This window comes from Cellulomonas sp. EB106-03-03-XG116 (assembly GCF_058792015.1).
Map to the genome: position 1 here is coordinate 12,739 of NZ_JBYTEP010000036.1, position 12,062 is coordinate 24,800.

9 protein-coding genes are annotated in these 12,062 nt (G+C 76.8%); 4 read left to right on the top strand and 5 right to left on the bottom strand.

The genetic code is table 11. The features are described from left to right. Positions 1–37: 37 nt before the first annotated feature. The 3 genes from AC3WUG_RS13375 to serS all read right to left on the bottom strand — a co-directional run bounded on the left by AC3WUG_RS13375 (position 38) and on the right by serS (position 3,292). Entirely contained in the window at positions 38–1,090 is a 1,053-nt protein-coding gene (locus tag AC3WUG_RS13375) for a LacI family DNA-binding transcriptional regulator (protein WP_492328119.1), read from the bottom strand. Between the two features lie 88 nt (positions 1,091–1,178). Beyond that, positions 1,179–2,000, bottom strand: a complete 822-nt coding sequence (locus tag AC3WUG_RS13380) for an HAD family hydrolase (protein WP_492328120.1) — start codon at positions 1,998–2,000, stop codon at positions 1,179–1,181. Further along, positions 1,997–3,292, bottom strand: a complete 1,296-nt coding sequence (serS, locus tag AC3WUG_RS13385) for a serine--tRNA ligase (protein ID WP_217615535.1) — start codon at positions 3,290–3,292, stop codon at positions 1,997–1,999. The genes AC3WUG_RS13380 and serS overlap by 4 nt, the downstream gene beginning before the upstream one ends. Before the next feature lie 83 nt (positions 3,293–3,375). Here serS and AC3WUG_RS13390 point away from each other — a divergent pair, with 83 nt between their 5' ends. Then, entirely contained in the window at positions 3,376–4,548 is a 1,173-nt protein-coding gene (locus AC3WUG_RS13390) for a diacylglycerol/lipid kinase family protein (RefSeq protein ID WP_492328121.1), read from the top strand. Positions 4,549–4,563: 15 nt separating this feature from the next. Here AC3WUG_RS13390 and pheA read toward each other — a convergent pair whose 3' ends face one another. After that, positions 4,564–5,526 carry a prephenate dehydratase gene (gene pheA / locus AC3WUG_RS13395; protein WP_492328122.1) on the bottom strand — a complete coding sequence of 321 codons (963 nt, stop codon included), beginning with the start codon at positions 5,524–5,526 and terminating at the stop codon, positions 4,564–4,566. A gap of 144 nt (positions 5,527–5,670) precedes the next feature. On the opposite strand from pheA, the gene AC3WUG_RS13400 reads away from it, so the two are divergent. Beyond that, positions 5,671–8,163 carry a hypothetical protein gene (locus AC3WUG_RS13400; protein ID WP_492328123.1) on the top strand — a complete coding sequence of 831 codons (2,493 nt, stop codon included), beginning with the start codon at positions 5,671–5,673 and terminating at the stop codon, positions 8,161–8,163. Here AC3WUG_RS13400 and AC3WUG_RS13405 read toward each other — a convergent pair. After that, complete coding sequence (locus tag AC3WUG_RS13405; protein ID WP_492328124.1) at positions 8,055–10,895, bottom strand: putative bifunctional diguanylate cyclase/phosphodiesterase; 2,841 nt, start codon at positions 10,893–10,895, stop codon at positions 8,055–8,057. The two genes, AC3WUG_RS13400 and AC3WUG_RS13405, sit on opposite strands and share 109 nt — an antisense overlap. Positions 10,896–11,080: 185 nt before the next feature. Between AC3WUG_RS13405 and AC3WUG_RS13410 the strand changes: the two genes are divergently transcribed. Further along, the gene (locus AC3WUG_RS13410; RefSeq protein WP_324844520.1) at positions 11,081–11,389 is read left to right on the top strand and encodes a type II toxin-antitoxin system VapB family antitoxin; all 309 of its coding nucleotides are present in this window, start codon (positions 11,081–11,083) and stop codon (positions 11,387–11,389) included. Beyond that, on the top strand, positions 11,379–12,062 hold the full coding sequence (locus AC3WUG_RS13415; protein ID WP_492328125.1) for a LytR C-terminal domain-containing protein: 684 nt from the start codon (positions 11,379–11,381) through the stop codon (positions 12,060–12,062). Before AC3WUG_RS13410 ends, AC3WUG_RS13415 begins: the two co-directional genes overlap by 11 nt.

Genomic DNA, 12,062 nt, shown 5'->3' on the forward strand with positions numbered 1-12,062 from the left:
GCGGGTGCGCCTCGGTGCGTGGGTCATATGCAAGCGTTTACATGGCTGGCGCACAACCACCTGACGGGTTCCGACTTGTCACGATTTGGTCACGCGGCGCCGCGGTGGACCCGCGGTCGACCAGCACCGTCGGGAACACGACCTCCTCCGGCACCGGCGCGCCGGTGATCATCTCCAGCAGCATGGAGGCCGCGGTGACCCCCTGCTCCTGCGCGTTCTGCACCATGGTGGTCAGCCCGAGGTGCTCCCCCATGTCGTGCCCGTCGACCCCGACGACCGACACGTCCTCGGGCACCCGGAGCCCCCGGTCCCGCAGCGCGAGCAGCGCGCCCATCGCCATCTCGTCCGACGCCGCGAACACCGCCGTCACGTCGGGGCGCCGGTCCAGCAGCGCGTGCATCGACGCGCGGCCGCCCCGGACGTCGAAGTGCCCGTGCACCTCGAGGCCCGCGGTCGCCAGCCCGCGCGCGGCCAGCTCGGCGCGCCAGCCCTCGGCCCGGCGCACGGCCGGCGACCAGGGCAGGGTGTCGTCGGGCTCCCCCGACAGGTGCGCGATCACGGTGTGGCCGAGGTCCGCCAGGTGCGCGACCGCTCGGCGCGCGGTGCCGACGTCGTCCAGCCCGACGGTGACGTGGCCCGGCGCGCCCGCGCCGACGAACACCAGCGGATAGCCGAGCTCGTCGAGCAGCGCGACCTCCTCCGCCTCGAGCGGGAGCCCCACGACCAGCACGCCGTCGACGCGGCGGCGCAGCACGTCCGGGTCCAGCCGCAGCCGCCGGACCTCGCGGGACACCTCGAACGTGTAGAGCAGCGCGTCGAAGTCCTCGACCCGCAGGGCCCGCTCCGCACCCTCGATGACGTTGGCGAAGAACCAGTGCGCGACCCACGGCGTGATGAGGCCGATCGTCCGCGTGCGCCCGGAGGCGAGCGACGAGGCGGACGGCGACGGCACGTACCCCAGCTCGTCGGCGGCACGGCGCACCCGCTCGCGCGTGGCGGCCGTGACGTTCGGCAGGCCGCGCAGCGCGCGCGACACGGTCGCGGTGGACACCCCGGCAGCCCGGGCCACGTCGACGATGCCGTGCGCCATGGCGGGGATTGTGCTCCGCCGCGCGGGCCCCGGTCCACCCTGTCGGGCGACCGGTTGCCGTGGGAGCGCTACCGCTTTCCCGGGCCCGTCAGGCCGGCGCGTGCCCGACGGTCCGCAGCACGGCGACCACGCCGTCGTCCTCGACGGTGCCGGTGACCTCGTCCGCCGCGAGCCGCACGAACTCGGGCGCGTGCCCCATCGCGACGCCGCGCGCGGCCCAGCGGAGCATCTCGACGTCGTTGCCGCCGTCGCCGACCGCGACGGTCGCGAACGGCTCGACGCCCAGGTCGCGGCGCAGCTCCTCCAGGGCGCTCGCCTTGGAGACGCCGCCGGGGGTCAGGTCGAGCCAGGCGCTCCAGCCGACCGCGTAGGACACCTGGTGCAGGCCGACGCGCTCGACGAGCTCGCGGAACTCCTCGGGCGTGCTGCCCGGGTCCCGCACGACGACGCGGGTCGCCGGCTGCGCGACCAGCTCGTCGAACGGCAGCACCGTCTGCTCGCCGGTGAGCTCGTGGTCCGGGAACGGCCGGGACACCCGGAAGCCGTGGCCCAGGTCCTCGACGGCGAACAGCGCGTCGGGCAGCTCGGCCTGCAGCACCCGGAGCGCGGGCTCCGGGTCGAAGGTGGTGGTGCTGGTGACCTCGTAGCCCTGCGGGGCCTCCGGGTCGAGGCGCGCGGTCACGGCGCCGTTCGAGCACACGACCCAGCCGGTCGTGAGGCCGAGGTCGGTGGCCACCGGCACCGCGCTGCGCACACCGCGGCCGGTCGCGAGCACGACGTGGGCGCCCGCGTCGCGGACCGTGGTCACGGCCTCGCGCACGGCGGGCGACACCGCGCCGTCGTAGGTCAGCAGCGTGCCGTCGACGTCGAGGGCGACGAGGGTGCCGGCCGCCGCGCGCGGGTGCGTCACCGGGACCCGCCCCCCACCGGCTCCAGCACCTCGAGGCCGCCGAGGTACGGCCGCAGGCCCTCCGGGACCCGCACCGAGCCGTCGGCCTGCTGGTGGTTCTCCAGGATCGCGACGATCCACCGGGTGGTCGCGAGCGTGCCGTTCAGCGTCGCGACCGGCCGGACCTCGCCGTCGGCGGTGCGCTCGCGCACCCCGAGCCGGCGGGCCTGGAACGTCGTGCAGTTGGAGGTCGAGGTGAGCTCCAGGAACCGCTCCTGGCTGGGCAGCCACGCCTCGCAGTCGAACTTCCGGGCCGCGCTCGACCCGAGGTCGCCCGCGGCGGTGTCGATGACCCGGTACGGCAGCTCGACGAGGCGGAGCATCTCCTCCTCCCAGCCCAGGATCCGGCGGTGCTCGTCCGCGGCGTCCTCGACGGTCGTGTAGGAGAAGGCCTCGACCTTGTGGAACTGGTGCACCCGGATGATGCCGCGGGTGTCCTTGCCGTAGGACCCCGCCTCGCGCCGGTAGCAGGCCGACCAGCCGGCGTACCGCAGCGGGCCGCCCGACAGGTCGAGGATCTCGCCCGAGTGGTAGCCGGCGAGCGCGACCTCGGAGGTGCCGACCAGGTACAGGTCGTCGGCCTCCAGGCGGTAGATCTCGTCCGCGTGCGCGCCGAGGAACCCGGTGCCGGCCATGACCTCGGGCTTGACCAGCGTCGGCGTGATGACCGGCGTGAAGCCCGACTTCAGCGCGAGGTCGACCGCCGCGTTCAGCAGGGCGAGCTCCAGGCGGGCGCCGATGCCGGTCAGGTAGTAGAACCGCGCGCCGGACACCTTCGCGCCGCGCTCGGTGTCGATCGCCCGCAGGCCCTCGCCCAGCTCCAGGTGGTCCCGGACGGCGAACTCCGCGCCGTACTCCGCGGCGAAGTCGCGGGGGGTGCCCTCGTGCCGCAGCACCACGTAGTCGTCCTCGCCGCCGGCGGGGACGCCGTCCTCGACGACGTTGCCGATCCGGCGGGCCAGCTCGGTCGCGAGCTCGTCCGCGGCGTCGGCGTCGGCCTGCAGCGCCTTGACCTGCTCCGCCAGCTGCTTCGCGTGCGCCAGGAGGGACTGCTTCTCCTCGCCCTGCGCGGACGCGACCTTCTTGCCGAGCGCCTTCTGCTCCGCGCGCAGGCTCTCGAAGTCGGTGAGCGCGGCGCGCCGCCGGGCGTCCGCGTCGAGCACCTGGTCCACCAGGGCCGGGTCGTCGCCGCGGGCCACCTGGCTCGCGCGCACGACGTCCGGGTCCTGGCGCAGCAGCTTGAGATCGATCACGCTCCCGAGCCTACCGACCGCCGCCGCGGGGTCGCGCCGCGAACCAGGGGCCACGGGCCGCCCCCGGCGCGTAGATTCCTCGCATGACCTGGGAGGGATGGCTGGCCGTCGCCGCCGCCGCGCTGTCCGTCGCCGCTCTCGTGGTCGCCGGCGCGACGTGGCGGGCGACCGCCTCGAGCCGCCGCGCCGACCGGGCCGGACAGATCCTCGGGACCGCGGCGAGCAACCACGCGTCCGTCGCGACGGCCGCCCAGCCGGAGCCGCACCGCCCGCTGGTGGCGTTCGTGGCCAACCCGTCGAAGCCCGACGTCCCCGACCTGCGGGCGACCGTCCGCCGCGCGTGCGCCGAGCAGTACCTCCCGGAGCCGCTGTGGCTCGAGACCACCCTGGAGGACCCGGGCATCGGGCAGACCAAGGACGCCGTCGCGCGCGGCGCGGACATCGTCGTGGCGCTGGGCGGCGACGGCACGGTGCGCGCCGTGGCGGAGGCGCTGGTCGGCACCGGCGTCCCGATGGGCCTGGTGCCGGTCGGCACCGGCAACCTGCTCGCCCGGAACCTCGACATCCCGATCGGCGACCCGCTGGCGGCGCTGCAGATCGCGCTGGACGGCACCGACCGCACGATCGACGTCGGCTGGCTCAGGGTGCTGAAGTACGAGTCCGGCGTCGACGACGACGTCGCGGAGGCGGCCGACGACCTGCCCGCGGACACCGACGTCCCGCGGGACCACATCTTCCTGGTGATCGCCGGGGTCGGCTTCGACGCGGCGATGGTCGCGGACGCCGACGACGACCTCAAGGCCCGGGTCGGCTGGGTCGCCTACTTCGTGGCCGGCATCAAGCACCTGCACGGCCGCCGGCTGCGGACCACGGTCCGGCTGGACGACGCGCCGGGCGAGCCCGCGCGGGTGCGCAGCCTGCTCATCGGCAACTGCGGCCGGCTGCCCGGCGGGATCACGCTGCTGCCGGACGCCGTGCTGGACGACGGCTGGCTGGACGTCGCGGCCATCGACACCCGCGGCGGCGTCGCCGGCTGGGCGCAGCTGTTCGGCGAGGTGGTGCTCCAGGGCGTCGGCGTCCGCAGCCAGCTGCCCGCCAAGATCGGCCGGATCGACCACGCCCGCGCCCGCGAGGTGCACGTCGAGGTGTCCGGCGGCGAGTACGTGCAGGTGGACGGCGACGTGATCGGCCAGGTCACCGAGCTGTCGGCGCGCGTGGAGCCCGGCGCGCTGGTCGTCCGGGTCGCGCAGGCCTGACCGCCCCCGCGCGGCTCAGACCGACGCGCCGCCACGCACCGAGCGCAGCCAGTCGCGGGCCGTGCGGAAGTCGTCGTCCGCCGTGCCGATGTGCACGTCCGCCGGCCGCCGGTCGGCCCGCGCGTACGAGCCCAGGTACCGCACGTGCGGGCAGACCCGGTGCAGGCCCATGAACGCCTCGCCCATCCGCTCCTCGGAGATGTGTCCCTCGGCGTCCATCGAGAACGAGTACCGCCCCAGCGAGTCGCCGATCGGCCGGGACTCGATCCGGGACAGGTTCACGCCGCGGGCCGCGAACTGCTCGAGCATGGTGAGCAGGGCGCCGGCCTCGTTGCTGGGCAGGTGCACGACCAGCGTGGTCTTGTCCGCGCCGGTGGGCGGCGGCACCTCGCCCGGGCGGCCGACGACGACGAACCGGGTGACGGCGTGCGGGTTGTCGGCGACGCCCTCGGCGAGCACCTGACCCTCGAGGCGGTAGTGCGCGGGCGCGGCGGGCGGCACGAGCGCGGCGTCGAATCCCAGCGCCTCGGCGTCCGCCCCCGCGCCGGCCTCCGCCAGCAGCGCGGCGGGCGCGGTGTTGGACGTCGCGGGCAGGTGCACGGCGCGGGGGGCGTGCTCCCCGAGCCAGCGGCGGCACTGCACCCAGGCGTGCGGGTGCGCGGCGACCCGGCGGACGTCCGCGAGCGCCACCCCGGGCCGCCCGACCAGCGTGAAGCCGACGGGCACCAGCACCTCGCGCTGCAGCACCAGCGGGTCCCCCACCGCGAGCGCGTCGAGCGTGGCGGTGACGCCGCCCTCGATGGTGCTCTCGATCGCGACCACCGCGTGGTCGGCCTCGCCGGACCGGACGGCCTCGATCGCGCTCACCACGTCGGTCTGCGGGAGGTAGTCCGCGTCCTCGGGGCCGGCGACCTGCCGCAGCGCCACCTCGGTGAACGTGCCCGCGGGGCCGAGGTAGGCGTAGCGCGGACGCGGCATCGTGGACCTCCAGGGGACGGTCGCCGCGCGGGCGCGCGACGGGTGTGGCCGGGGCGTGCGCGCCCTGTGCGGCGCGGGTGGACGTGCCGCGCGAAGTCGCTCGCCACGACGCCACCGACAGTAGTGCGCCCGTACCCTGGGCCGGTGCTCCTGTCCACGCCTCAGCCGCGCGCGGCTGCCCGCCCCGCGCCCGCCCGCACCGCCACCGCCCGGGTGGTCGCCGCGGTGCTGGCGGCGCTGCTGACGGTCGCCGCGGGCTGGGTCGCCGCCGCCCCCCGGGCCGCGGCCGCGGACGGCGCGGAGGAGGCCGCGGACCGCGGCCCCGTCGTGCTCGTCGGGGTGGCCGGCCTGCGCTGGGACGACCTGGGCTCGCTGACGACGCCCGCGCTGTGGGAGCTGTCCCGGACCGCGTCCCTGGGCACCACGGTCGTGCGCAGCGCGATCTCGTTCACCTGCCCGTCGATGGGCTGGCTGGCCGTCTCGGCGGGCGGCCGCGCGACCGACCTGGCCGTGGCCGACGGCACCTGCCGCACGCTGCGCGACCCGCTGGCGAACGGGGCGGTGCCCGGCTGGGCCGACTACCAGGACGCGATGCGGGCCTCGTCGTACGACTCCCGGCTGGGCCTGCTCGGCGACACCGTCGCGGCGGCGGGCGTGACCGCCACGGGCATCGGGCCGGGCGCCGCGATCGCACTCTCGGACGCGGACGGCACGCCCGTCGGCACCCACGTGCGCGCGCCGGCCGGCACCTCCGCGCTGGAGGACGCCGTCGCGACCGGCCTGGCGGGCTCGCAGCTGGTGGTCGTCGACGCCGGCACGGTGCGGGACCCGGGCTACCAGACCCGCGGCCGGTCCGAGGGGGACGCCGACGTCCCGTCCGACACCCAGGACGAGCCGCCGCTGTCCGGGACGGACGTGGTGATCGAGCCGACGCGCGCCGAGCAGGTCCAGGAGATCGACGCCCGCATCGGGGCGGTGCTGGACGCCGTCGCCGACGCGGACGACGACGCGACCGTGCTGCTGTTCTCGGTCGCGGACTCCAGCCGTCGCGCGAACCTCCAGGTGGCGGCCGCGGCGGGCCCGACCGCCGACGGCGGACGCTACGAGGGCGGGCTGATCGGCTCCTCGTCCACCCGCCAGGACGGGTTCCTCCAGACCACCGACATCGCCCCGACGGTGCTCGAGGCGCTGGGGATCCGCGACCAGGCGCCCACCGGCGCGCTCGTCGGCTCGCTGATCCGGTTCAGCCCCGACGACGCGACCGCGGGCGCCCGGGTGGCGTACCTGATCGACCAGAACCGGCACGCCCAGGCGGCCGCGCCGCTGGTCGGCGGGTTCTACGTGCTCTGGGTCGGCCTCAACCTCGCGCTCTACCTGCTGGTGGTGGTCGGGCTGAACAACCGGGTCCGCCTGTGGTGGTCCGGCCTGCTGGCCCGGCTGCGCCGCCGGCCACCGGGCGCCGGCCACCCCCGACGCGTGCTGCACGGCCTGCGGATCGGGGCCGTCGCGGTCGCCGCGGTGCCGGTCTCGACCTTCCTCGCCAACCTGCTGCCCTGGTGGCGGTCCGGCGACCCCGCCTGGGCGCTCGCCGGGGCGGTCGCGCTGTTCGTCGCGGGCATCGTCGCGGTCACGCTGGGGCCGCCCTGGTGGCGCGGGCGGCTGCTCGGCCCGATGGGCGCCGTCGGCGGCCTCACGGCGCTCGTGCTCGCGGTCGACGTCGCCACCGGCGCCCGCCTCGCGCTGGACTCGATGATGGGCCCGGGCTCGCTGGTGGCGGGGCGGTTCTACGGCTTCGGGAACCCGGCGTTCGCGCTGTTCGCCACGGCGATGGTCCTCACGGCGGTGGCGTTCGCCGACCCGCTGCTGCGCGCCGGGCGCCGCGGTCTCGCCGTCGCGGTGGTCGCCGCCGTCGGCGTCGTCGCGGTGGTGATCGACGGCGCCCCGTCGATCGGCGCGGACTTCGGCGGGCCGCCGGCGCTGGTCCCCGGGTTCGCGATCCTCGCGCTGCTCGCCGCCGGCGTGCGGCTGACCTGGCGGCGCGTCGTCGCGGTCCTGGCCGCCGGCGTCGTCACCGTCCTCGGCATCGCCCTGGCCGACTGGCTCCGGCCCCCGGACCAGCGCACGCACCTCGGCGCGTTCATCGAGACCGTGCTGGACGGCGGCCTGTGGACGGTGCTGGTGCGCAAGGGCGAGACGAACCTGCGCATCCTGTTCGGCAGCGAGCAGACTCTGCTGGCGATCGGCGGGCTGCTGCTGGTGGTGCTGCTGGTCGGCCGCCCCGCCCGCTCGGCCGTGACCGCCCCCGACGGCGGCCCGTACGCCTGGCTGTCCGCGGGCGCGCCGCTGCGCCAGATCGGCACCGACGCGCCGATGCTGATGAAGGGCCTGGTCGCCCTGGCCGTCACGCTCGGCGTCGGCTTCGCGCTCAACGACTCGGGCGTGGTCGTGCCGGCGACCGGCATCGGGCTCGCCGTGCCGCTGCTCGCCGCAGCGTGCTCGACCTGGATGCTGCTGCAGCAGCCCGCGGCTCAGCGCGGCCCGGGCAGCCTCGCCCCGACCATCCCGGGCAGCACCGGCCCGGGGACCTCGACCGGCCGGACGGCGTCGGCGAAGGCGCAGGGCCTGCCGAACAGGTAGCCCTGGGCGAGGTCGCAGCCCAGCGAGCGCAGCGCGGCGTACCGGGCCACGTCCTCGACGCCCTCGGCGATGACGTCGGCGCCCAGCGACCGGCCCAGCGCGACCACCGCCTCGACCACTCCCGCCGCCCGCGGTCCGGCCGCGCCGGACCCGCCGAGCTCCTGCACGAACGACTGGTCGATCTTGAGCAGCGTGACGGGGTAGTCGTGCAGCCGGGACAGCGACGAGTACCCGGTGCCGAAGTCGTCGATGGCGACCCCCACGCCGAGCTCCCGCAGGGCCCGCAGCATCGGCACCGCCCGGGCGTCGTCGGCGAGCGCGCTCTCCGTGACCTCGATGCCGAGCCAGCTCGCGGGCGCGTCGTACGCGGTGAGCAGGTCCACGACCAGGGTGATGAGGTCGGCCCGGTCCTGGCCCCCGGCGAACTGCCGGGGCGACACGTTCACCCAGACCCGCAGCCCGGCCCCGGTGCTGCGGTTGTGCGCGGCGACCTCGGCCAGCGCGCGGTCCAGCGCCCAGGCGCCGAGCTCGCCGATCAGGCCGGTCTCCTCGGCCACCGGGATGAACTCGCCCGGCGACACGGGCCCGCGGGTGCGGCTGGTCCAGCGCATGAGCGCCTCGACCCCCTCGACCCGGCCCGTGACCAGGTCCACCTCCGCCTGGTAGACGAGGGACAGCTCGCCCTCCTCGACGGCGCGGCGCAGGTCGGCGGCCATCGTCAGCCGCTGCCGCGCGTGGTCGGCGCCGTGGTCCTCGTACCACTGGTGGCAGCCGCCGCCCGCGGCCTTCGCGCGGTACATCGCGACGTCGGCGCACCGGAGCAGCTCGTCCCAGGCGATCCCGCCCGGCTCGGCGTGCACGACGCCGACCGAGCAGCCGACGGCGAACTCCTCGCCGCGGACGGCGAACGGCTCGTCGAACGCGGCGACGAGCCGCAGGGCGACCTCCTCGGCGACGGCGGCGGTCGCGTCGGGGAGCAGCACGACGAACTCGTCGCCGCCCAGCCGCGCCGCGACCGCCCGGTCCGGCAGGTCGGCGCCCACGCGCTCCGCGGCCCGCTGCAGCAGCTGGTCCCCGACCACGTGGCCGTAGGAGTCGTTCACGAGCTTGAACCGGTCCAGGTCCAGCAGCAGCAGCGCCGTCCCGGCCCGCGAGGTCGCCAGCGCCGCGACCGCCCGCTCCCGGGCGAGGTCCCGGTTCGCCAGGCCGGTCAGCGGGTCGTGGGTCGCCGCGTGCGTCAGCCGGTCCTGGGCGTCCCGGAACCGGGTGACGTCCCGGGCTACGACCAGCACCGAGTCCACCGTGCCGTCGGGACCCCGCTCGGGCACCGCCCGGACCTCGTACCAGTGCCCCTCGACCTGCGCGGACATGCTGATCAACCGGCGCGGGTCCGCGTCCCCGTCGACGCCGCGGTCCTCGGAGATGGCGATCATGTGGTGGGCGAGCGCACGCACGGAGTCCATGACCGGGGACCGCCCGGCGAGGTCGCCGACCGGCGAGCCCAGGTCGGCGTCGGTGACGCGGGCCGCGCGGCGCATGGCCTCGTTGACGAACCGGAGCCGGGCGTCGCCGTCGACCCGCGCCAGCGCGTCCGGGGTGTTGCGGGTGATCGACTCGAGGTCGCGCGTCCGCGCGGCGAGCGCGCGGGTGCGGTCGTCGGCCAGCTCGACCGCCCGGAGCTCGGCCGCGGCGCGCGAGGCGAGCAGGCCGACCACGAGCGCGGTGAGCACGGCACCCCCGAGCAGCGGGAGGGGCGCCAGGGGCCCGCCGGCGTCCCGCGGCTCCGCGGCGAGCGTCCAGGTCCGGCCCGCGACCGGCACGGCCACGGAGAGCCGCCCGCCCGCGGCGGGGCGCGCGTCGCCGTCCTCGGCGAGCACCCCGAGGACGGTGCCCCCGTCGCTGACCACCGCGGCGTCGCGGGGCCGCGCGGTCACCGCGTCGAGCAGCGGGGCGACGGCGAACGTCGTCACCGTCCAGCCCAGCAGGCGGCGCCGGCGCTCGCCCGCGCTGCCGGGGTCGTCCGCGGAGTCGAACACGGGCACCGCGATGGCGGCCTCGGCCTGCGCGGTGCCGGCCGCGCGCGCCAGCTTCCCGGCGTCGGAGGGGTCGGGCGCGGGCGACGAGGGCCGGTAGGGGGCGCTGAGCGCCGGCTGCCCGGAGTCGCGGGCGGCGGCGAGCGCGCCCGCGACCGCCGCGACGCCCTCCGGGTCGCCGGCCCCGGACGCCAGCGCGTCCAGCAGCGAGGAGGACCCGATCCGCACGGCGCGGGCGACGTGCACCTCGCCCGGGACCGCCTCGGACCCCGTGGGGCGCAGGTCGACCGCCCCGGCGCGGTCCGCGGGGCTCGCGGGCGCCGGGAGCCACGCGACGCCCGAGGTGAGGACGGGACCGGGCCCCCGCCGGGCGGCGGGGTCCGCCTCGAGCGCGGGTGCGCCCGCGAGGACCCGCAGGTGGCCCTCCCACGCCGCGGCGGCGTCCTCCCACGAGGCGCCCGCGGTGGGCGTCAGGAGGGACGCCGACGTGGAGGCCACCCGGACCTGGCCACCGAGCCGGGCCACCAGGGCCTCCGCGGACACGGCGAGGTCGGCGCGCGTCGCCTGCTCCGCCCGGTCCTGCTGCTGGTGCGCGTCGACGGTCGAGGCGAGCAGCGACAGCGCCAGCCCCACCGGCACGAGCACGGCCACGACCAGCCGCACCCGCCTGCGGGCGCGACCGCGCGCGTCGACCTGCATGCGCACCCCCTCCCCGAGCCCGCGTGGCGGCGGCCCTGCCGACCGGGCCCGCCGTACCCGTCCCATCGGCCACCGGGCGCGGGCAGGCGACCCCGGGGCCGAAGTTCACCCGGGTGCCGCCCCTCGACCACCCACCCGCGAGCCGGTGCCCCCGCGGGGGGCGCGTCTCACCTACACTCGCGTCCGTGATCTTCAAGTCCGTGGGCGAGGGCAGGCCCTACCCCGACCACGGCCTGGTCACGCCCAAGCAGTGGGCCGAGGTGCCGCCGCGCCAGGTGCGCCTGGACGAGCTGGTCACGACCAAGCGGACCCTGAACCTGGACAACCTGCTGTCCGAGGACTCGACCTTCTACGGCGACCTGTTCGCGCACGTCGTGCAGTGGCGCGGCGTCCTGTACCTGGAGGACGGCCTGCACCGCGCGGTGCGCGCCGCCCTGCAGCAGCGGCCCGTGCTGCACGCGCGCGTCCTGGTGATCGAGTCCGATGAGCGCTGACCGCACGCCGGATGCCGCGCGCCAGCGCCGCCGCCGGCACACCCGGGAGCGCCAGGCCGTCGTGTTCGGCGTGCTGCTCGGCGGCCTCGCGGTCGCCGCGTTCGGCGCCGCCGCGGTGTACACCGGCAACGTCTCGCTGCCGTTCCTGTCCCGGGACTTCTCGTCGCCCGAGCCGACCGGCCTGGCGGCCGTGAACTCGCCGTGCCCGCCGGAGGGCGCCACCCCCGTGCCGTACGGCCAGGTCACGGTCAACGTGCTCAACGGCACCACCCGGGTCGGGCTCGCGGGCGACACCGCGTCGGCCCTGTCGTCGCGCGGGTTCGTCATCGGGCAGCAGCTCAACGCGAGCCAGATGGGCTACACGACCTACAGCGGCAACGCGCTGATCCACTTCGGCACCCAGGGCGTCGCGGCCGCCTACACGGTCGCCGCGCAGTTCGACACCCCGCAGCTGGTGCTCGACACCCGCGCGGACGCGACGGTCGACGTCGTCGTCGGCTCGACGTACAACGCCCTGGTGGCGGCCGCCGACGTCGTGCTGGTCGCGGACCAGCCGTTCGCCGTGCCGGAGGGCTGCATCGCCCTCGACCAGGTCACGCCGGTCGCGCAGGCCACCCCGCCGCCCGCCACCGAGGCGCCGGCGGCGGAGGAGCAGCCCGCGGCCGAGGGCTGA